The organism is Xanthomonas sp. 3058 (genome assembly GCF_014199765.1).
GTDB classification, from domain to species: Bacteria; Pseudomonadota; Gammaproteobacteria; order Xanthomonadales; family Xanthomonadaceae; genus Xanthomonas; species Xanthomonas campestris_B.
In genome coordinates this window covers 1-21,313 of record NZ_JACHOF010000023.1, presented here as the reverse complement: position 1 = coordinate 21,313, position 21,313 = coordinate 1, and the positions used below count along the sequence as shown (strand labels likewise).

General features: G+C 65.4%; 18 protein-coding genes, 1 other RNA gene and 1 pseudogene. 9 read left to right on the top strand and 11 right to left on the bottom strand.

The window, feature by feature from the left end; genetic code table 11:
• Positions 1-27 precede the first annotated feature (27 nt).
• On the bottom strand, positions 28-1,581 hold the full coding sequence (locus GGR61_RS18620; protein ID WP_184623231.1) for a radical SAM protein: 1,554 nt from the start codon (positions 1,579-1,581) through the stop codon (positions 28-30).
• A 154-nt stretch (positions 1,582-1,735) separates the two neighbouring features.
• On the opposite strand from GGR61_RS18620, the gene GGR61_RS18615 reads away from it, so the two are divergent.
• The 3 genes from GGR61_RS18615 to GGR61_RS18605 all read left to right on the top strand — a co-directional run bounded on the left by GGR61_RS18615 (position 1,736) and on the right by GGR61_RS18605 (position 4,759).
• The gene (locus GGR61_RS18615; protein WP_184623229.1) at positions 1,736-2,797 is read left to right on the top strand and encodes a serine kinase; all 1,062 of its coding nucleotides are present in this window, start codon (positions 1,736-1,738) and stop codon (positions 2,795-2,797) included.
• Between the two features lie 89 nt (positions 2,798-2,886).
• Positions 2,887-2,955, top strand: a non-coding RNA gene (locus GGR61_RS18610) — sX9 sRNA.
• A gap of 100 nt (positions 2,956-3,055) precedes the next feature.
• Entirely contained in the window at positions 3,056-4,759 is a 1,704-nt protein-coding gene (locus tag GGR61_RS18605) for an ABC transporter ATP-binding protein (protein WP_184623284.1), read from the top strand.
• 32 nt (positions 4,760-4,791) lie between these two features.
• Here the strand turns inward: GGR61_RS18605 and GGR61_RS18600 are convergent, their stop codons facing one another.
• Positions 4,792-6,192, bottom strand: coding sequence for an MFS transporter (locus tag GGR61_RS18600; RefSeq protein ID WP_184623227.1), 1,401 nt, complete (start codon positions 6,190-6,192; stop codon positions 4,792-4,794).
• A 572-nt stretch (positions 6,193-6,764) separates the two neighbouring features.
• Here GGR61_RS18600 and GGR61_RS18595 point away from each other — a divergent pair.
• Complete coding sequence (locus GGR61_RS18595) at positions 6,765-7,766, top strand: LLM class flavin-dependent oxidoreductase (RefSeq protein ID WP_184623225.1); 1,002 nt, start codon at positions 6,765-6,767, stop codon at positions 7,764-7,766.
• Between the two features lie 60 nt (positions 7,767-7,826).
• Positions 7,827-8,327, top strand: coding sequence for a pyridoxamine 5'-phosphate oxidase family protein (locus GGR61_RS18590; RefSeq protein ID WP_184409060.1), 501 nt, complete (start codon positions 7,827-7,829; stop codon positions 8,325-8,327).
• Positions 8,328-8,361: 34 nt separating this feature from the next.
• On the opposite strand, the gene GGR61_RS18585 is transcribed toward GGR61_RS18590, so the two are convergent.
• The gene (locus GGR61_RS18585; RefSeq protein WP_184409061.1) at positions 8,362-9,033 is read right to left on the bottom strand and encodes an exopolysaccharide biosynthesis protein; all 672 of its coding nucleotides are present in this window, start codon (positions 9,031-9,033) and stop codon (positions 8,362-8,364) included.
• Positions 9,017-10,357, bottom strand: coding sequence for a hemolysin family protein (locus GGR61_RS18580; protein ID WP_184409062.1), 1,341 nt, complete (start codon positions 10,355-10,357; stop codon positions 9,017-9,019). The genes GGR61_RS18585 and GGR61_RS18580 overlap by 17 nt, the downstream gene beginning before the upstream one ends.
• A 274-nt stretch (positions 10,358-10,631) precedes the next feature.
• Here GGR61_RS18580 and GGR61_RS18575 point away from each other — a divergent pair, with 274 nt between their 5' ends.
• From GGR61_RS18575 to GGR61_RS18565, 3 genes are all read left to right on the top strand, one after another.
• A complete protein-coding gene (locus GGR61_RS18575) occupies positions 10,632-11,258 on the top strand; it encodes a DUF47 family protein (protein WP_184409063.1) in 627 nt (208 codons plus the stop codon).
• A 9-nt stretch (positions 11,259-11,267) separates the two neighbouring features.
• A complete protein-coding gene (locus tag GGR61_RS18570; RefSeq protein ID WP_184409064.1) occupies positions 11,268-12,395 on the top strand; it encodes an inorganic phosphate transporter in 1,128 nt (375 codons plus the stop codon).
• Positions 12,396-12,505: 110 nt separating this feature from the next.
• Positions 12,506-13,267, top strand: a complete 762-nt coding sequence (locus GGR61_RS18565; protein WP_184409065.1) for a YdcF family protein — start codon at positions 12,506-12,508, stop codon at positions 13,265-13,267.
• A 177-nt stretch (positions 13,268-13,444) separates the two neighbouring features.
• Here GGR61_RS18565 and GGR61_RS18560 read toward each other — a convergent pair whose 3' ends face one another.
• The 5 genes from GGR61_RS18560 to GGR61_RS18540 form a co-directional block, all read right to left on the bottom strand.
• Positions 13,445-14,950: a S10 family peptidase gene (locus GGR61_RS18560; RefSeq protein ID WP_184409066.1), complete on the bottom strand. Its 1,506-nt coding sequence runs from the start codon at positions 14,948-14,950 to the stop codon at positions 13,445-13,447.
• A 356-nt stretch (positions 14,951-15,306) separates the two neighbouring features.
• A complete protein-coding gene (locus GGR61_RS18555; RefSeq protein ID WP_184623223.1) occupies positions 15,307-16,185 on the bottom strand; it encodes a 2-dehydro-3-deoxygalactonokinase in 879 nt (292 codons plus the stop codon).
• Positions 16,182-17,093, bottom strand: coding sequence for an SMP-30/gluconolactonase/LRE family protein (locus tag GGR61_RS18550; RefSeq protein ID WP_184409068.1), 912 nt, complete (start codon positions 17,091-17,093; stop codon positions 16,182-16,184). Before GGR61_RS18550 ends, GGR61_RS18555 begins: the two co-directional genes overlap by 4 nt.
• Entirely contained in the window at positions 17,087-18,235 is a 1,149-nt protein-coding gene (gene dgoD, locus GGR61_RS18545) for a galactonate dehydratase (RefSeq protein WP_024939784.1), read from the bottom strand. Before dgoD ends, GGR61_RS18550 begins: the two co-directional genes overlap by 7 nt.
• Positions 18,232-18,864: a 2-dehydro-3-deoxy-6-phosphogalactonate aldolase gene (locus GGR61_RS18540; RefSeq protein WP_184623222.1), complete on the bottom strand. Its 633-nt coding sequence runs from the start codon at positions 18,862-18,864 to the stop codon at positions 18,232-18,234. The genes dgoD and GGR61_RS18540 overlap by 4 nt, the downstream gene beginning before the upstream one ends.
• A gap of 385 nt (positions 18,865-19,249) precedes the next feature.
• On the opposite strand from GGR61_RS18540, the gene GGR61_RS18535 reads away from it, so the two are divergent.
• Positions 19,250-20,221 (top strand): LysR family transcriptional regulator, encoded by a 972-nt coding sequence (locus GGR61_RS18535; protein ID WP_184409070.1) that lies wholly within the window; start codon positions 19,250-19,252, stop codon positions 20,219-20,221.
• A gap of 228 nt (positions 20,222-20,449) precedes the next feature.
• On the opposite strand, the gene GGR61_RS18530 is transcribed toward GGR61_RS18535, so the two are convergent.
• Together GGR61_RS18530 and GGR61_RS18525 are read right to left on the bottom strand one after the other, a co-directional pair.
• Positions 20,450-21,019, bottom strand: a complete 570-nt coding sequence (locus tag GGR61_RS18530) for a relaxation protein (RefSeq protein WP_184623220.1) — start codon at positions 21,017-21,019, stop codon at positions 20,450-20,452.
• A 30-nt stretch (positions 21,020-21,049) separates the two neighbouring features.
• Positions 21,050-21,313 (bottom strand): annotated as a pseudogene (locus tag GGR61_RS18525) (DUF2235 domain-containing protein); the annotation flags it as partial.

The window sequence follows — 21,313 nt, the reverse complement described above, 5'->3', positions numbered from 1 at the left end:
TTCGACGGCAAGGCGAAGCGTTGCAGTTCAGCCGACCAGCACGGTCGCCAGCTGCAGCGGTTGACGTGCAGCAACGCTGGCCAGCGGTTCATTGCGATGCTGTTGTTCCGATGCGATCAGTGCGGACCAGCGTGCTTCCAGGCGATCCGATGCCTGCGCAAACGCATCGGCGGTCATCGTTGCGCGGGCCTGTTGCAGATCCACTTGCGTATGAAAAAGATCGCGCACGCTGCGATAGAACTCCGAGTCGTAGGCGCCATGGAACATCATCGCCAGGTCATCGCTGTCCTGCCAATGCGTCTTGCCGCCCAACTGGTTCTTCACTTCTTCGTAAAATTTGGTGCCGGGCAGGGGATAGGACACGCTGACGCCGATGATGTCCGGGTTGGCCTGCGTCACCAGGGCGCGCGTGGCCAGGATATCGTCGAGTTCTTCGCCCAGATAACCGAGTTGAATGAAGAAGCCGACGCGAATGCCGCGCGCACCCAGGCGTTCGCGTGCGGCGATCACTTCGCCAACCGTGGTTCCCTTGGTCATCTTGTCCAGGATGCGCTGGCTGCCACTTTCTGCACCCAGCCAGGCCTCTGCGCAGCCGGCGCGCGCCAGAGCCGCCACCATGCGCTCGCTGGCCAGATCGGCGCGGGTCTGGATGGTGAAGGGAATCGCGCCATCGGAATCGGTCAGACGTTGTGCGAAGGTTTCCACCCAGTCGATGTGGAAGCCGAAGATATCGTCGGCCATCCAGATGTGATCGGGCTGGAAGCTGCGCTTGAGATGGATCATCTCGGCGGCCACGTCTTCGGCGCCGCGGCGCTTGTAGTGGTTGCCCCAGATGGGTTTGGCGCACCAGTTGCAGCGAAACGGGCAACCGCGCGAGGCCGCCATGTTCAGGCTGAAATGGCCGTGCCGTTGCTGCCAGAAGCGTTGATAGCGAGGCATGTCGACCAAGTCCCACGCAGGCAGGCCGCTCAGGCGTGCATCCGGCGGTTGTGCGCCACGATGCGGGCGTGCCTCGGCAGGTTGGTCGGTGGCGATGCGCGCCACCCCCGCCAGCCAGGCCTGCGTGTCGATGGTGGGATCGGCTTCGACGCGCGTCACCAGTTCAAGCAGCGGTGCGATGCCTTCGCCAATCAACACCGCGTGCGCGCCAGCGGCCAGAAACACCTCCGGGTTGTCGGAGGCATCCGATCCTGCCACCAGCACGCGGCAACCAGCCTCGCGCGCCTGGCCAATCATCCGGCAGGCGGCCTCGCGCATCCGGTTCAGGCACATCTTGGTGAGAAAGTTGAAATTGTCCTCGTAGAACACCACCAGGTCCGGCTGCGCAGCATGCAAGGCACCGGCGTAGTCCTGCACATCGTCGGCAAGCATCGCGTCGAACAGGCTCAAGGTGTGGCCACATTCACGCAGCAACGCCGCGACCTGCAACGTTGCCAACGGTGGATATGGTTTGCCGCGCTCCCACTGCTTCGGGTCGTAACGCAGAAAATACGAATGACTGACCTGGATCTTTAGCATCTGCACAAGGCTCTCGTTCTGTCGCCAGGTGCGCGCAGCAATGGCGTGCGCAGTCACCGGCAATCGGCTTGGCAGTAGGTGCGCAGGCAGATGCGTTTGGTTGCGCCCAGACGACGTGCGCTATGCCAAGCGTTGTACAGGTGCGCCGATGGCCGCAGTGCAACCTTTCGCTCGCTGGCTGGCACACACTGGCTGATCGATGCAATGGATGAAGGGCATGCAGCACTCGGCCGCGTTGGCGGAACTATTGCCAGTAAGCGGGACCGCACGTTTGGCGGCGCACAGCGATGCGGTATCGGCCGCAGATCCGTTCGGCGAGCGACGTATGCGCCGTTTCGTTGTGCGCCGGCAGATTCTCGGCGCGCTGTTCCATTTTGAAAGCGATAGCGAAGCGTTGCTGACGTTGGTGGATACCGCTTTTGCAAGCCTGCCTGCGCATTGTTTACCTGCTGCGCCGGAGTTCCACATCACGCTGGATCTGGTGTCGCGCGGCCAGGCGCCATCGAGCGCAGAACCGCCACCAGTGCGCACGCATGCAAGCGGTGGTTTGTTGTGCGGTGTCATGGATGCGTGCAATTACCTGATGCTGTCGGTGCCCGAGCGGCGCGCCATGCTGGTGGTGTCCGAGGACATGCTCGCCCACGCCTATCACGTGCGCTATGAGCTGATCGAATTTGCAGTGTTTCTACTGGCTGCGCGCGGAATGGGATTGGTGCCCTTGCACGGCGCCTGCGTCGGCCGGAATGGACGCAGCGTGCTGTTGCTCGGCGCCAGCGGTGCGGGCAAGTCGACGCTGGCGCTGCACAGCCTGCTGCATGGCCTGGACTTCATCGCCGAAGACGGCGTGTTCGTAGCGCCGGAAAGCCTGCTGACCACCGGCGTTGCCAACTTTCTGCATCTGCGTACCGACGCGCTTGGCCTGCTCGATGTGGATACCCGCGCGTGGATCAGCGCATCGCCCACCATTCGCCGCCGCAGTGGCGTGGAAAAGTTCGAGATCGACATCCGCCATGGCCGTGCACATCTGGCGCGCACGCCCTTGCAACTGTGCGCCGTGGTGATGCTGCGCGGCACGCCTGCCAGCACGTCGGCACAATGCCTGCTGCCAACGCCGGTCGAACACATTGCCGACGCTCTGGCGGACGACCAACCATATGCCGCCGGCCAGCCAGGGTGGCAGCGCTTTGTCGAGCAGGTGCGGCGCGTCGGCATGTTCACGCTGTGGCGCGGCGCGCATCCGCAGGCATCGGTGGATGCACTGCTGCAGCTGTTGCGATGAGAGCGCGCATGGCGCCAAGAGTAGCTAGCACCGCTACTGCGCCGCCACTGCCAGGCGCGCACGGCCGATGCCGGCAGTCGGCATACAGCATGTGGACACCCGGGTTCCTTCGCCCCGTGCACACGGACCTGACAACCGCTCGCTACGTCGTGTCAGCCGTTCTACGGCGTTGTGCGATCCACACGCCTGCCAGCGTACCGATGCGCCCCTTGCACGACATGCATCACTGAGATGCAGACCTCCATTCCTCGCGACCACATGCGTGCCAGCGTGCGCAATTTTGTCGGCACGCTGGTGCCTGCGGACATGCCAACCATCGCGCTCTATGTCGCGTTGTCATTGGCCGCTGCCTTGGCTGGCAGCATCGTGGCGGTCTGCCTGGTGCCCTTGGTGCAACCCGGCCACAGTGTGCAGCTGGCTGGTTATCGGCTGGCCTTGCCCGATGGTCTGCCGATACAAGTGGCGTTGTTTGTCGGTATCAGCATGGTGTTTGCGGCACTGCGTTGGCACAGCGCACGGCTGGCCGCGCGGCTGACCAGCCGCTACGCGATCGGACTGCGCCGCCGCGTGCATGCCGCATTGATCGATGCACCGCTGCCAGCCTTGTCCGGCGCCAGCTCGGCAGAGATCGCCAACGTGCTCACCTACAACATCGAAATCGCCACCCAAGGTTTCAGCGCGATGCTGCAGCTGCTGGTGGCCGGCATCACTGCGCTGGTGAGCCTCAGCATTGCGATGCTGATCGCTCCCGCGCTCCTGATCGCCATGCCATCGCTGGTGGTGTTGGCCTGGTTGGGCGTGCGCATCTCCAGCAGCGATGCGCAGGCGCGCATCAGCCGCGACTACGTGGCCGACATGACCCGCCTGTTCTGGTTGAGCGAAGACTTCCCACGGCGCCTGCGGCATGTGCGCTCGTTCCAGCGCGAAGATGTCGAAACCAGCCATTACGAGCGCATTTCCATGCGGCTGGGGCAGGGCTACGCACAGCAGCAGGAACTGGTGGCAGGCAGCCGGCTGGTGCTCGAACTCACTGCCGTGGCCGCGATCGCCGGCATTCTGGTGCTGGCCAATCTCTGGCAGGGCGCCGACCGCGCCGCATTGATCACCGTCAGCCTGCTGCTTGGGCGGCTGCTGCCATATCTGGTCACCACGCGACAAAGCGTGCAGCAACTGCGCTCGGCGTGGCCGGCGTTGCAGTTATGGCAGCGCTATCTGGACCTGGGGAGCACGCGGACGCAGGCCGCTGCCGAAACCGCAACGCCGTTGCCCGCCACGCTGCATCTGGAATATATCGGCCTGGCACCGCCGCTACCCAGGCTGGACCTCAAGCCGATGATGCTGGTGCCGGGCGAAATGCTGCTGGTGGTCGGGCCATCCGGCATCGGCAAAAGCAGTCTGATGGATGTGCTCTCCGGGCAGACGCCGCCGTCGCAGTTCACCGCGCATATGTCCGGGCGCCGGCTGGATTTTGCCGCGTATCGCAACTGGGTGCGGCATAGCGCGTACATCGGCCAGGGCGTGCGGCCGTGGCAGCGCAGCGTGCGCGATTGTCTGGACTGGGCGCTGCCCTGCACCCCGGATGCATGCATGTGGGAAGTGTTGGCCGATGTCGGTCTGAGCGCGCGTCTGCAGCGCGAAGGGCAAGGTCTGGACACGCCGATCAACGGTCCGGATGGGCGCCTGTCCGGTGGCGAATCGCAGCGTCTGCTGTTGGCGCAAGTGTTGTTGCGCAAACCGACCTTGGCGGTGCTGGACGAAGCCACCAGTGCGCTGGACGCGGATGCCGAACGTCAGGTGTTATGCATGCTGCGGCAGCGACTGCCGCAGACCGTGCTGGTGGTGGTGTCGCATCGCACCAGCCTGGCCGCGGTGGCGGACCGCACGGTTGCGCTTGCAGCGGGCGTAACGTTAGCCGCGCAGGCAGCCGTCCAACCCCCTCCAGTCACACACGCTGGCGCGTAAAGCCACAAGGTTCACGCGCGGGTGCACCACGATTAGCCGGCAATCTCCTCCAGCGCACGATTGCGTGTACGCGGCCCGAACATTGCAATCACGCTCGCCACGATCGACATGCTGATCGCGATAAATGCCAGCACGCCATGGCTGCCGACCTGGACGAGCAACCACCCGATCAACACGCTGCTCACCGCCGTGGACAGGCGGCTGAAGGAATAGCAAAAGCCCACTGCACGCGCGCGCAGTCCGGTCGGGAACAGCTCGGCCTGATAACCGTGATAGGCAAAGCTCATCCAGGCATTGCAGAAGGCGATCATCGCCCCGCACAGCACCATGCCGATCGCCTGATGCTGCTGCGAAAACAGCACGCCAAACAGTACCGCGCCCACGGCCGATGCAGTGATCTGCCATTTGTTTTCCCAGCGCTGCGCAAAGCGCAGCAACAGCAGCGGCGCCAGCGGGTAGGCCAGCGAAATCGCGAACGAATACCCCAGGCTCTTGTTCACGCCGGTGCCTTGCGCGGAGATCAATGCCGGCAGCCAATTGCCGAAGCCAAAAAACCCGATCGCCTGAAAGATATGGAAGACCACCAGCATCCCGATGCGCCCGCGATACGGCGCGCGCCACAATACCGAGGCCTGCGTCTGCTGCTGCAGTTGGGCGGTTGCTTGCGGCGTGGCCAACGGCGCACCCAGATCGCGTTCGCACTGCGTTTCCAACTGGCTCACCACCGCATCCGCTTCGGCATGACGTCCCTGCGCAGCAAGCCAACGGGCCGATTCCGGCAAACGGTTGCGCAACCACCAGATCGCCAGCGCGAACACGCCACTCAGCAATACCACCCAGCGCCATCCGCTCACGCCCAGCGGCGCATGCGGCACCAGCAGCCACGCGGTCAACGCCACCGTAGGCACTGCCAAAAACTGCACGAAGAAGGCGAACGCGAACGCGGCGCTGCGCATATGCCGTGGCACCAGTTCGGACAGATAGGTGTCGATGGTCACCAGCTCGATGCCCAAGCCGATTCCGACCACAAAGCGCATCACGATGACGCCGGTTGCAGTGCTTTGCAGGCCCATTGCAACAGTCGCGGCGGTGTACCAGATCAAGGCGAAGGTAAACACCAGCCGGCGCCCAAAGCGGTCTGCGAACGGGCTCAATAGCGCGGCGCCGACAAACAGGCCCAGAAACGTCGCCGCCGCAAATGCGGCCTGGTCGGGCATGCCGAACGCGCCATCGGCGCCGCTGGCAAAGATGCCGTCGCGGATCAGGCCCGGACTGATGTAAGCGGTCTGGAACAAGTCGTACAACTCGAAGAATCCGCCCAACGCGAGCAGGCCGACCAACCGCCACAACGTCGCGGTGGCCGGCAGGCGATCGATGCGTGCCGCGATGTCTGCGACGCCGGAAGCAGGGTCAAGCGGAGTGGTGGAAGCCATTGTCGTGTGGGCGCAGTCAGGGCGGCGACCATCATAGCCAGCGGTCCGAGCGATCGGCGCTTGCGCTTCGCTCGCCGCCGTACATGCGCGCATGCACTTCGCGCTGGGCTCAGCATGTTCGCGTGTGCTATGGCTGCGCGCAGCGGACACCAGATCCGGGCTTCGGCCACGCCTCGGGTTTCCGCCCCTGCGGCCAACCGGCGTAGCCCAAGAAGCGCGCTTCCCGCTGGCGATTGCGCGCGCAGCACGGTCGAGGATGTCTGGCGCGCCAGTACCGCAAGCATCGGCGGTGCTGCGGGGCGGGGGATGGGGAGGCGGTCGGTGCCGATTGCGTAGCGTCGTTCGCTTCCGATCCACAGACGCCTCACCCCGGCCCGTAGATCGCAGTCCGATGCGGATCGCAGGCGACCCAGCCAGACCCCGACCTGCACCTGTCATTGCAGAGTCCGCTGGGCCGGGCGCGGTGTTCGATTGCTGGAATGCTGTAATCCCCTGAGCACCGTCCAGGTGGGTGGCAATGCCATCCGGTCAGCCCCATGTCTTGCACATCACTCATTCCCCGGAGTCATCCGATGACGCCTATTTCCGTGCTCGACCTGGCGCCGGTCTGCGAAGGCAGCGACACCACCCACGCCTTCGCCAACATGCTCGATCTGGCGCAGCACGCCGAACGCTGGGGCTACCGGCGCTACTGGCTGGCCGAGCACCACAACATGCCGGGGATCGCCAGCGCCGCCACCGCCGTGCTGATCGGCCATGTGGCCGGCGGCACCAAGACCATCCGCGTCGGGTCCGGCGGCATCATGCTGCCCAACCACGCGCCGCTGCAGGTGGCCGAACAGTTCGGCACGCTGGCGTCGCTGTATCCGCAACGCATCGACCTGGGCCTGGGCCGCGCGCCCGGTACCGATCAGCCCACCGCGCGCGCCTTGCGTCGCTATTTCGACAGCGCCGACCACTTCCCGCAGGACGTGGCCGAGTTGCTGCGTTACTTCGCGCCGGCCGTGCCGGGACAGTTGGTGCAGGCGGTGCCTGGCGCCGGGCTGGATGTGCCGATGTGGTTGCTGGGATCCAGCCTGTTCAGTGCGCGCCTGGCGGCGGCGATGGGTTTGTCGTTCGCGTTCGCCTCGCACTTTGCGCCCGATGCGATGGACGAAGCGGTGGCGATCTACCGGCGCGAATTCCGCCCGTCGGCGCAGTTGGCCAAGCCGTACGTGATGCTGGCCTTGAACGTGGTGGCAGCCGACACGCACGCGCAGGCGCGCCGCCTGTTCACTACCCAGCAGCAGAGTTTCGTCAACCTGCGTCGCGGCAAGCCGGGCAAGATTCCCGCGCCAATCGACGATATCGATACATTCTGGCAACCGCACGAACGTGCCGGCGTGGAGCGTGCGTTGGCGTGCACGGTGCTGGGCGATGCCGATCAGATCGCGCAGGGCGTGGCCGAGTTCATCGACCGTCATACGCCGGACGAGTTGTTGTTCACCGCCAACATCTACGACCATGCCGCGCGTTTGCGCTCGTTCGAAATCGCCGCCATCGCTTGCCGCGAGTTGGACGTGACTACTGCGTGATTCACGTCGCTTTGCGTTGCAATCCGCTCAGATGGGCGCATCTCCATCGGGAACACACACATGCACCCTGAGCAACGCAACGAGAGCATCAAGCAGTTGGCGGAATTGATCCGCGGCGTGGACATCGCAATGTTCACGACCGTCTCTGCCGACGGCAAGTTGGTGAGCCGCCCGTTGGGCACACAGCAAGTCGAGTTCGACGGCGACCTGTGGTTCGCCACGGCCGCCGATAGTCCGAAGGTGGCGGAAATCGGTGCCGATCCGCGGGTCAACGTGGCCTATGCCTCCGCCTCCAAGAACAGCTATGTCTCGGTGGCCGGCACCGCCAGCGTGGTCAACGACCGCGCCAAGATCGAGCAGCTCTGGTCGCCGGCGATGAAGGTGTTTTTCCCGGGCGGCAAGGACGATCCGAACCTGCGTCTGATCCACGTGCGCGCCGAATCGGCCGAGTATTGGGATGGTCCGAGCGGGCTGCTCGGCAAGGCGCTGTATTTCGTGATGACCGCAGTGACCGACGATACCGGCAGCCTGTCGGACAACCGCGTGGTCGATCTCAAGTAACAACGTCAAAACAGCTGCGCCGGTCGTCGTGCGCTCAGCGCCAGGCGGCCGGCCACCAGCCGCCGATCAGGTCCACCAGCTGGTCGGAGGTGACCCCAAACACCGCCACCGACACCAGCGCGGCCGCCCAGCCAGCCAGCATCAACGCGCCGTCGCGCTCGAGCAGGGCCAGCGCGAACAGCAGCAGGATCAGGCCGAAGAGGTAGTTGGTGAACGGGATCGGCAACGTCAGCAAGAAACCGACCAGCACCAGCAGCAGGCCGGTGAATATCTGTGCCGGTATCCTGTCCAGCATGCCGTGCAGACGCGGCTTGAGCAGTCGATCCAGGCGTTGCAGGGTGGGCGCCAACCTCGCGACAAACCGCTGGCTGGTGCTGCGACGCGGCCCACGTTCGCCGATGAAGCGCGGCACCCAGGGCTTGCGCAGGCAGCACATCATCTGGACGCCGATCAGCATCGTGAGCGGGCCGCTGATGCCGCCGGCCACGCCGGGAATGGGAATGAACGACGGCAGGATCGCCAGAAACAGGAACACGCCGAACGCGCTCTGCTGCAGATCGGTGAGGATCTCGCGCACACGCAGTACGTGGTTGGGATCCCCTTCGCTGAAGGCCGCCAGCAGGCTGCGGATGCCTTCGTTGCGGTAGCGCATCTGCGCGTCGCCCGCATCGCCCGACGGCGGTGCGCCGTTATCCGACGATGTCATCGCTGCCCTCGTCGCCAACGCGGCTCAGCAGCAACTTGTCCACGCGCGCGCCATCCAGATCGACGATCTCGATGCGCCAACCAGCCCAGTCGAAGAATTCGCCTGCCTGCGGAATGCGCCCGAAGTAGTAGATGCACAGGCCGGCCAGGGTGTGGTAATCGCCTTCGTCGGCTTCCGGCAGTTCGGCGCCCAGCACCTCGCGCAGTTCTTCCACCGGCAGCGAGCCGTCGATCAGCAGCGAGCCGTCGGCGCGCGTAATCACCAGCGCGTCTTCGTCGGTGTTTTCCACCGCCTGCAGACGGCCGACCACCGCGCCCATCAGGTCGCTGATGGTCACCAGCCCGCGGATTTCGCCGTATTCGTCGACCACCAGGGCCACCGACTGCTGCTCTTCGCGGAAGATCTCCAGCAGCTTCATCGCATGCGTGGATTCGGACACGAACAAGGTGTCGCGCAGCGCCTGGAACATATTTGCGCCGTGACCGTCCATGCGCGTCACCAGCGATTTGACCTCCAGCACGCCGGCGATGTCCTGGTCGCTGCCGCGATACACCGGGTAGCGCGAGAACTCGTGCTCGCGCATCACCTGCAGATTGCGTTCCGGCTCGGCGTTGGCATCCAGCCAGGCGATGCGGTTGCGTGGGGTCATCAAGCTGTCGGCGGTGCGATCGCCCAGCCGCATCACGCGGTTCATCATGTCGCGCTCGTGCGAATCGATCACCCCGGCCTCGTGGCTTTCGGCCACCAGCATGCGGATCTCTTCTTCGGTCACCGACGCCGACTCGTCCTTGCCCATGCCCAGCATGCGCAGCACCAGCCGGGTCGAGCGCGCCAGCACCCATACGCCGGGCGCGGCGATCCTGGCCAGCCAGGCCATCGGCACCGCGACCACGCCGGCGATGTTCTCGGAGTTGCGCAGCGCCAGCCGCTTGGGCACCAGCTCGCCGAAGATCAACGTCAGGAAGGTGATCAAGGCCACCGCCAGCGTGCTGCCGATCACCACCGAATACGGACGCGGCTTGCCGACCAGTTCGAACGAGGCCGACAGCGCCGGGAACAGCTCCTGCAGCCATGCGCTGATGGCCTCGCCGATCGCCTCGCCGCCGAACACGCCGGTCAGGATGCCGATCAGGGTGATGCCGATCTGCACGGTGGACAGGAAGTTTTCCGGGCTTTCGGCCAGCGCCAGCGCACGCGCGGCACGCTTGCTGGAGCCGGCCATCTGCTTCAGGCGGCTCTTGCGCGAGGTCATCAACGACATTTCCGACATCGCAAAGAAGCCGTTCAACAGGATCAGCGCGATGACGATCAGAAACTCAACCACGGGCGTCTTCCCCGGTCAGTGAAGGGGAGGGCGGGCGAGCACTGGGTTGGCCGGCGCGCGCGGAGGCGGGGCGGCAACGGGGGAATATAGGGTCGTCTTCCATAGGGTGCGCCCGAAGGCGCGCAGGCATCTTAGCAAAACTGGAGGGTGGTTCGAGCCGGGAAATGCCGATGTGAAGGCGACGACGGGCACCGAGATACCAGACAGGTCACGGAACGGTCATAATTCGCGCTTGGCGTCCGTCTCTCCCTCGACGGCAGGAAGTTCTCCCCCCATGTTCTCGTTGCAGACCATCTTCGGTTCCGGCAAGCAGTTCTATGCGCTCCTGAACGAAGCGGCGCAGGCCGCCTACGACAGCACCAAGGCGTTGCACGCCATGATGCGCGAGTCGGACCGCCAGCCCGCGCTGGACGCGTTCAAGCTGGCCCGCCTGCGCGAACGCGCGGCCTCGGACAAGATCGGCCAGGCGCTGGTGGACAGTTTCATGACCCCGATCGAGCGCGAGGACATCGAAGCGCTGGGTTCGGCGCTGTACAAGATTCCCAAGCAGGTCGAGAAGTTCGCCGACCGCTATTCGCTGGCCACCCAGCACCTGGAACATATCGACTTCGCCCCGCGTGCGGCGATGCTGGAACAGGCCGCTGCGGTGGTGGTGGAGATGGTGACCGACCTGCCGCACATGAACATCGATCGCATGACCGCGCTCAACGACAAGCTGCGCATGCTGGAAAACGAAGCCGACCGCTTGATGCTGGAGCTGTACCGCGACATCTATTCCGGCCGTCTGGACACGCTGCAGATGTTCCTGCTCAAGGAGTTCTTCGAGATCCTGGAAAAGGCCATCGACCGTTGCCGCGAGGCAGGGGTGGTGGTGTACCAGATCGTATTGAAGAACAGCTGAGGTCGCCGCGTGCTTACCCTAGTTCTGGTGGTGGTCCTGGCGGCGTTGGTGTTCGAGTTCATCAACGGCTTCCACGACACCGCCAACTCCATCGCCACCGTGGTCGCCACCAAGGTGTTGTCGCCGGGCTGGGCGGTGATGCTGGCGGCCGGCATGAACCTGATCGGCGCGCTCACCGGCACGGCCGTTGCGCTGACGATCGCCTCCGGCCTGCTCAACACCGAGGTGGTCGACGTGACCCCGCAGGTGATCCTGTGCGCGTTGCTGGGCGGCATCATCTGGAACCTGATCACCTGGTGGAAGGGGCTGCCGTCCTCGTCCTCGCACGCCTTGATCGGCGGCCTGTGCGGCGCCGGCCTGGCCGCGGCGCATAACAATTGGGATGCGCTGATCTGGTCGGAAAACATCGGCAACTGGGCCAAGAACAAGGGCCTGTTGTGGAAGGTGTTCGTGCCGATGATCACCTCGCCGATCGCCGGGTTCCTGCTCGGTATCGTGGTGATGGTGCTGCTGTGGGCGATCATCGCCGGCATGGCCAAGCTGGGCGGTCCGATCGGGCGGCTGGCGCGGCCACGCTGGGTCAACGCGTTCTTCGGCAAGGCGCAGATCGCCTCGGCCGCTTACATGGGCTATGCCCATGGCCACAACGACGCGCAGAAGACCATGGGCATCATTGCGATGACCCTGATTGGCGCGCAGTCGACCGGTGCGCTGGACGATCTGCCGGGCTGGTTGTCGTTCCTGCATCCGGGCACCGGGCTGGCCGCAGGCGCCGGCATCCCGATGTGGATCGTGCTGACCTGCGCAGTGGTGATGGCGGCCGGTACCGCCTCGGGCGGCTGGAAGATCATCAAGACGCTCGGCCACAAGATGGTCAAGCTGCATCCCATCCACGGCTTTGCGGCGGAAACCAGCTCGGCCACCGTGCTGACCGTGGCCGCGCATTTCGGTATGCCGGTGTCGACCACGCACAGCATCTCCACCGCCATCATGGGCGTGGGCTTTGCCAAGAATCCGCGCTCGCTGCGGTTGGGCGTGATCGAGCGCATCGTCTGGGCCTGGATCCTGACCATCCCGGCCGCCGGTGGCGTGGCGTATCTGATGCTGCGCTGCTTCGAATGGTTCGGCTGGACCTGAGCCATGTCGCGCCGTGGTCACCTGGGTCGGCGAGGATGCGCCAGGTGATGCGGTGGATCGTTCGATCCACCTCCGGTTTTCCAACGCGTCCTGCCTGAGGAAACGCGCCGATGATGCTTGCGCTGGTGTGCGTGCTGTTCCTACTGTCCTGGCTGATCGGCCGCCGTCGCTGGGAGCGCAGTGCGCGCGTGCTGGCCGCAGCCACGCTGGCGTTGTTGCTGCTGGTCGGCTGCGGGCCATTGGCGAGCTGGATGCTGCACGGGTTGCAGCAGGCCGGGGTCAACGATTTCAACGACTGGCGCGCACGCAACATGATCGTGTTGCTGGGTGCGGGCACGGTGCGCCCCGATGGCCCTGATGCCACCGCCGAGGCCAACATGTTCGCCTATGGCCGCATCGTCGAGTCGGCGCGGTTGTACCGACAGTGCCGTGCGCATGGCGGCGACTGCAAGATCGAGATCAGTGGCGGCGACGCGCGCGGGCTGGGCCTGTCCGAAGCGGTGGTGTATCGAAAGGTGCTGATCGGGTTGGGCATCGAGCAGGCCGATCTGATCATGGAACCGTCCAGCATGAACACCTGGCAGAACGCGCAATTCAGTCAGCCATTGCTACGCAAGTACCGCCCCGACCGGGTCGTGCTGGTGTCCTCGGCCACGCATCTGCGGCGCGCGGAGCTGTATTTCCGCCATTTCGGTATCGACGCCACGCCGGTGCGCTCGGATTGGTTGACCGCGTCCTGGGCATGGTTGCCGCAGAGCTACAACTTCACCGTGGCCGATGTCGCCTTGCACGAGTACCTGGGCATCGCGCGCTATCGCGTCTACGAGTGGTTGGGCTGGAATGTGAAGGCCACTCAGCCTGGCGCGTTGTGAATCGGGAATGGGGAATCGGGATTCGTAACGATTGATGCGCGGCCGAGGGCTGCGCAGAGGCGCGACCGGCCGGAAAAATAACGGCTCGGCACGGTGATCTGCGATTACCTGCGCACGCGCTTGCCGCAGCTGGCGTGATGCATCGCCAGCCGCGTAGGCGGCCGGCGATGGCGGGGCTCAGCGTGTTTCGTACATCGCCTTGACGTCGTTGCGGAAGGCGGCCTGGCTGTCGGCGCGGTTGTAGAACATGTGGCCGCCGGGATATTCGCGCACCTGCACGCGCTTGGGGTCGCTGCCCATTGCCGGCATCTGGTCCACCGTCAGCACCGAGCCCATGAACGGGCAGGAGAGGTCGTTCCAGCCGTGCGCGATCAGGACGCGCAGTTTAGGATCGATCGCTACCGACTGGCGCAGCTGCGTCACCGCACCCTTGCGCAGTTCGTCGTCCCAGTCCCACAGCTTGTTGACGTCGTAATTGAGTGCCTGGTAGCGCGCATCGACCTTCCAGCCGACCACGCGGGTGACAAAGTCCACCATCGCGGTGGTGGTCGGGGCGATGATGCTGTCCAGCAGCGGGTCGTTGGCGCGCTGCTCGGGGTCGTTGGGGAACGGGTCGAATGCGGTCACGTTGGAGTCGTAGCGGCTACCCAGCTCGCCCTTGTCGCGGAACACCTCGCGCAGATAGGCCTGGGTTTCCAGGCGTCCGCCGGAGCGCCGCACATAGGCCGGATCCAGTCCGGTCATGCGGGTGACCTGCTGCAGCATCGTCTCGGTGGCCTGCGCGTCGGTGCGTCCTTTCATCAACGCCACGGCGTAGTCGCCACGGGTGTAATCGATCACCTGACGCATCGCGCTGTCGCTGAGCTTGCCCTGGCGTTCCAGGTGCGCGGCGGCGATCGAGGGCAGCGTCATCATCCATGCCAGCGGCGACACGTCGCTGTTGTCGTCCAGGGTGGGATTGAGATACGGCGACACCAGCACCACGCCGTTCATCGCCACGCCCAGCCGGGTCTGCAGGTACTGGGTAATGCGCGGGCCACGGAAGCCGCCATAGCTTTCGCCGACCAGATATTTGCGTGCCTGCAGGCGGCGGTTCTTGAGCAGCCAGTCGTAGACCACGCGCGAGAGATATTCCACGTCGGCCTGCGGGTTGTAGAACTGCTTTTTGGCCTCGTCGTCGCCGATCAGGCTGCGGCTGAAGCCGGTGCCCACCGGGTCGATGAACACCAGGTCGGTGAAGTCCAGCCAGGTGCCCGGATTGTCGCGCAGTGCGGCCGGTGCCGAGGCGCTGTCGCCTTCGGCGCCGAAGCCCACCACCTTGGGTCCGATCGCGCCCATGTTCAGATACACCGATGACGCGCCGGGCCCGCCGTTCAGTGCGAACGTCACCGGGCGGGCCTTGCCATCGACGGTGTAGGCGGTGAACACCACTTCGCCAATCGTCTTGCCCTGCGCATCGCGCACCGGCAGCGTCCCGACGGTTGCGGTGTAGCTCAGCGTGCGACCAGCCACGCGCGTGCTCTGCCGCACGCTGGCATCGGCCGGCAGCGGGGCGGGTTTGGGAACGGCTGCCGTATCGGCTTTTGAGGCGCTTTTACTGTCGGTGGTATCGGGCGCATCGGCCAGTGCGGTGCCGCTGAGCAGGACACAGGCCAGCAGGCTGGCGCGGAGAAGAGAAGGCATGAGCATCGATGTCAGTGCAGGGAGCGACGATGCTAGGCCGCTGCAGCGATTGATGGATGTGCAGAAAGGCATGTCTGTCGCGCAGACCGATGCACGATGCGCACGGGTGAAGCGGTAGCTGCGGGCGTCGCTGGACCTGACGCGATGAAGGGCGTGCGTTGCCGTGGCATCCGAGGATGGTGCGCAGACGCTGGGCATGGACTGGTTGGCGCGCTTGAACGCCATGCCGGAATAAGCAACGCGCCGCGCGGAGGGCAGGCGCCTCAGTGCACTTTGTCAGTGCACGTTGAAGACGACCATGCCGAACGCGTCGCCGCGCATCTGCACAGGTGCATCCTCGGCACGCACCTGTCCGGTCACGCCACTCCACGGTGCCTGGCCAGGGCGAACAATCCGGCAGCGGCCAGATCCTCCGCGTGCAGCTGAGTCTTTACGCCGGCGTGTTGCAGCGCCAGCGCATACCGCTGCGCCAGCGCCGGACTGCCGACCAGGTGAACGATGGCGTGATTGCCGCGTTGCTCGCGCAGTTCGTGGCCGATCAGCAGCCCCGACAGGTAGGACGGCAATGCGGTTTCGGCGAGGCGGTCGAACAGGCCCAGCGTGCGTGCGCCGAACAGGTGATGGCTGAGACCGCCGGGTTCGGCGCTGCGATCGACACCGTGCAGAAATGCAGCGGTATCGAGCTCGCCACGGTCATCCTGCATCAGTTTGCCAAGGATGCTGTGCTGGCGAAGCACGGCATACAGCTCGCCGGTCATGGCGGTGGCGAAGTCGGTCAGTTGACCATTGGCGATATGCGCCCATTTGCTGTGCGTGCCGGGCAGACAGGCGACGTGCGCGCCGTCGCCGAGCGCGGCGATCAGGCCGACCAGCTGGGTTTCTTCGCCACGCATGACATCGGGCACGCCGTGCTGCGCGCCGGTGCTGAGGCCGGGCACGAACCACAGCGTGCGGTCGGGCAGCAGGTCGTCGTGGCAGCGCATTGCCCGGGCGAGTGCGGCAGGATCGACCGGGCACGGTAGATAGGGCTGTTCGATCCATCCATTGCGGCTGCCGATCATGCCCGACAGCAGCAACGGGCCGTCCCAGCCGTCGATCAGGTTGTGCAGCACCTCGGCAAAGCGGCCCTGGCAGGCCAGGATGCCCTCGCTGCTGCGACGTTGCTCGCGTACGCCGCCGTCCGCATCGAGCAGGTAGCCACGCAGGCTGCTGGTGCCCCAGTCGATGGCGATCACGTGCTGGCCACGCGGCTCTCGGGCAGGCCGTTGATCGGTACATCGCAGGTATACAGGCCGCCGGCTGCGGGGGTGCGCGCCAGCTCTTCGGCGCTGTGGTCCAGGCGCGAGCTGATGATGTGCAGGCGATCCAGCGCGGCGCCGCCGAAGGCACTGCAGGTGGGGTGCTTGACCGGCAATTGCACGATGCGCTCCATGCTGCCATCAGGGCGATAGCGGACCACGCGCCAGGCCCGCCACTGCGCATTCCACAGATGACCGGCGCTGTCGATGATGGAGCCGTCCGGCTCGGCGTCGTCACGGTCCAGTGTGGCGAATACGCGCGTGTTGCCGGTCTGCGCGTTGTCGGCGTCGTAGTCGCAGCACAGGATCTGCGGGCGCACCGAATCGCAGTAGTACAAGGTGCGGCCATCGGGGCTGAAGCAGATCGAATTGGGGATCGACACGCCCGGCAGCGGCAGGGCGCGCAGGCCGTGACGCAGCGAGAACTGGTACATCGCCCCGCGCGCGGCCTTGTCGTCGTGCTCGTCCATGGTGCCGAACACGAAGTTGCCGTTGCGATCGGCGCGGCCATCGTTGCTGCGCGTGAGCGGGTTGTCGGCTTCCACATCGGCCAGGTGTTGGAGCGGCAGTGTGTCGTCGTCGGCATTGTCCGGGTCGGCGATGCAGATCGATTTGGCCAGCGCGATCAGCACGCGGCCGTCGTCCAGCAGACCGATGCAGCCGGGGCGATCGGGCAGCGTCCAGTAGTGCGTGTGCGCACTTTGCGGATGATGCCGCCACAGGCGTTTTTCGCTGATGTCGACCCAGTACAGCGCCTGGCGCTGCTCGCACCACAGCACGCCTTCGCCATGCGTGCAGCGGCTGTCGACCGCCAGCACGGCGGTGTGTTCGATCGTGCTCACCATTCGGCGATGCTGCCATCGCTGTGACGCCACACAGGGTTGCGCCAATCGGGCGGATTTTCGTTTGCGCGCTTGAGCATGTCTTCGTCGATCTCCACACCGAGCCCGGGCTTGGGCAGCGCGGCGATACTGCCATCCACACACTGAAAATCGTCTTTATTGATGACGTAATCGAGCAGGTCGGCGCCTTCGTTGTAATGGATGCCGATGCTCTGTTCCTGCAGCACCGCGTTGTGCGAGACGAAGTCCACATGCAGGCAGGCGGCCAGCGCGATCGGGCCGAGCGGGCAGTGCGGGGCGAAGCCGACGTCGTAGGCTTCGGCCATTGCGGCGATCTTGACGCACTCGGTGATGCCGCCTGCATGCGACAGGTCCGGCTGCACCATGCCGATGCCGCCGGCGCACAGCACGTTCTTGAACTCGAAGCGCGAGAACATGCGCTCGCCGGCCGCCAGCGGGATCGAGGTGCTGGCGGCCAGGCGCGGGTAGTATTCGGCCTGTTCGGCCAGCACCGGTTCTTCGACGAACAGCGGCTTGAACGGTTCCAGTTCGCGCAGCAAGGCCTTGGCCATCGGCGCGCCGACACGGCCGTGGAAGTCGATGCCGAAGTCGATGCTGTTGCCGAAGGCCTCGCGGATTTCGGCGACCTTGACCACCGCCGCATCGACCGCGCGCGCGCTGTCGATCAGTTTCATTTCCTCGGTGCCGTTGAACTTGAAGGTGTCGAAGCCCAGTGCACGGTAGTCGGTGATCTGCTGGATGATCGCGCCCGGGCGGTCTCCGCCGACCCAGCGGTAGGTCTTCATGCGATCGCGTACCAGCCCGCCCAGCAACTCGTACACCGGCACGCCCAGCGCCTTGCCCTTGATGTCCCACAACGCCTGGTCGATACCGGCGATGGCGCTCATCAGGATGGCGCCGCCGCGATAGAAGCCGGCGCGGTACATGGTCTGCCACAGGTCGTTGATGCGCGCCGGATCCTTGCCGACGACGTAGCCGGCAAGTTCGTGCACGGCCGCTTCCACGCTGCGCGCGCGGCCCTCGATGACCGGCTCGCCCCAGCCGGTGATGCCCTCGTCGGTCTCGACCTTGAGGAACAGCCAGCGCGGTGCGGCGTGGTAGGTGGTGAGGCGGGTGATCTTCATCCTTGGCGTTCCTGATAGGCCTGCACGAAGGCGCGTGCATGCGTCTTGGTCGTGTCGAGCGATTGCGCGGGTTTGTACAACTCACCACCGATACCGGCACCTGCAGCGCCGTGCGCCATGAAGCCAGCCAGCGTCTGCACGCTCACGCCGCCGACCACGTAGACCGGAATGTGCTTGGGCAGCACCGAACGCAGGGCGCGCACATGCGCCGCGCCATAGGTCGCGGCCGGGAACAGTTTCAGGATGGTGGCGCCGGCATCGATGGCGTCGAACGCTTCGCTGGCGGTGGCGAAGCCGGCCACCACGGTGAGCCCGCGTGCGACCGCATGTCGGATCAGCGACGGGCGCGTATTGGGGGTGACGATGAAGCGCGCGCCGATTTCCGCCAGGGTGTCGACGTCTTCGTTGCGCAGCACGGTGCCGGCACCGATCCAGGCGCGTGCGCCGTAGGTCTGCTGGGCCAGGGCAATGCTCTCGACCCAGCGCGGCGAGTTCAGCGGGATCTCGATCGCATCGAAACCGGCATCGACCAGCGCACCGACATGGTCGAGCGTTTCTTCCGGCGTGATGCCACGCAGGATGGCGATCAGCGGCAGGGCGAACGGGCTGGCGGTGGTGTCTGGGGTCATCGTGTTACTCGCGAGAGAGCGTAAAGAGCGGCCGTCGGCGACCAGGTGGTCGGCGAGGTCGGGAAACGTGCGCAGCCGGGCAAGGCGACGGCCCGATGCGCGCGGCGCGCGGCACGGCATGCCGAAGGCCTGGCTGCAGCGCTTGGAGATGCAGCCCAACCGGGTGCAGTTGGCAGGCAAGTTGCGGTCATCGTCGTCCACCTTCGCGTGCATGGCGTGCGTGTTGCCACCTTGTGGAAGATGGGGCGTGTCGGGCCTGGCCGCGCTCGGAAGCCGAGGGCGGGTACTGCGGCGCTCGATAGCCTCGCGCGAGGAGATATGTGCTGCAAATGAAATTTTAGGCATATTCTATTCCTCCTGCGAATACACCTGCGTGGCGATCCCGATGGCAAATTCCAGCACTCCCTGGTTCAACGCGGCGCGGCTCAAGACGCGCCAGCTGCTGCTGCTGCTGCATCTGCACGAGCAACGCTCGGTGCTGCGCGCGGCCGAGGCCGCCAGCATGACCCAGCCGGCCGCCTCCAAGCTATTGGCGGAAATGGAAGACATGCTCGGCGTGAAGCTGTTCGAGCGGCACGCCCGCGGTGTCGAACCCACCTGGTACGGCCACGTGCTGATCCGCCGCGCCCGCGCGGCGATGTCGGAGATCGGCCGGGCCCAGGAGGAAATCGCCGCGCTGCGCGCCGGACGCATGGGCCAGGCCTCGATCGGCACCGTGGTCAACCCCGGCACCAACCTGGTGCCGCAGGCGATCGCCGAGGTCAAGCGCGAGTTCCCGGACATCCTGGTGCGGGTGGAAATGGATTACAGCCGCCCGTTGGTGGCCAAGTTGCTCGATGGCCAGCTGGACATCGTGATCGGGCGCATCCTTGGCCCGGAGGGCGTGGGCGAGCTGGAATTCGAGCCGTTGGCCGACGAGCCGCATTCGGTGATTGCGCGTGCCGGCCATCCGTTGGCCAGCCGGGCCGGCCTGCAGCATGCCGATCTGGTGCGCTACGGCTGGGTCCTGCCGCCGGCCGACAGCGTGCTGCGCGCGCGGCTGGATTCGATGTTCATGGAGCACGGCGTGCAGACGCCGACCAATGCGATCGAAACCTCGTCGTTGCCGGTCACCGCGACGCTGCTGCGCGGTACCGACATGTTGACCGCGTTGCCGGTGGAATCGGTGGCGCCGCTGATCCAGGCCAAGCTGCTCACCGTGCTGCCGATCGAGCTGGGGGTGCGCATGGAATCGTTCGGCATCATTCGTCGGCGCGATTACATCCTGCCGCCGGGCGCCGAGCGCATCTTGCAGGCGCTACGCAGCACGGCGCGGCGGTTGTATCCCGGTTTGCGGGCGCCGGAGTCGTCGGTCTAGCCGGTTCTGAAAATCCGCTGCGTCGGACGGCAAGCGGCGCTGCTGTTTGCACCGTGGGCCGCAGCATGATCGGCCCGCGCCAGGCCCGCAGCGATGAGCGATGCGATCCAGAGCGGCAGCCAGCGCGGGGTGTCGCCGACAGTGGCGCAATGGCGCGCAAGGCATCGGCCTGGTCGTTGAAACGGCAGGGGCGCCATCGTGCATCGCCGAGCTGTCTGGCCGCAGGAATCAGCGCTGTTTGACCTGCCGATACTGCCGGCGATCGCCGTAGACCTGGCCCTTGGTCTCGACGTTGGCGCATAGCCGGCCGTTGCACAGCGTCACGTCGGCGGCGTTGTAGGCGCGCAACAAGTCCGCACGCACCTGGTTGTCTTCAATTTCCTGGCGATAGTGGGCCAGCAACCATGCGCCGCCGCCCAGCAACACCAGCAGACTTCCGACCACCACCGCCGCGCCTTTCCATAGCAGCAGGCGCTGCGCCCGTTCGATGCGCTTGAGTTGATCGGACAGGGACTGCGCACCTCCCCCGATCAAGCTACCAGCCTGCTGCAGCCGCTTCTCGAAACCGGCAACCGACGGGTCCATCCCCTGCTGGATATGTCTGACCACCGTGTCGGGGACACGCTGCATGGTCTGTTCGGCCGAACGGGTCATCACCCCGGGCAGCGACTGCGCCACCTGCTCCAGCTGCTGCGCAAGGCGGCGTTGCTGTTGTTCCATATCATTGCAGCGGCGCTCGAACTGCTCCATAAGCGCGGCGGTCTTGCTGACCAACGTCAGTGGATCTTTTGCATCCATTGTGCATCCTGCCTTTGCTGCTGCCAGGTGTTACATGCTGCGCCCACCGATGCGCATCGTCTCGTGCTGCTGTTGTTGCTGTTGCTGCGCCTGCATCGCCTGCTGCGCTGCCTGCTGTTCCTGCTGGTTTACCGTGTCGATGGCCTCGGCGCGCAACGCGCGGCCGGGTGGTTCATTGGCCAGGATCTGCGTCATCTGACGGAATTGATCGCGGTCGCCATTCTGCGCGGCGGCCAACATGCGGTCCAGGAATGCGTCCGGGTCGTCACGCAAGGATGGCGGCTTGTCGGCCGC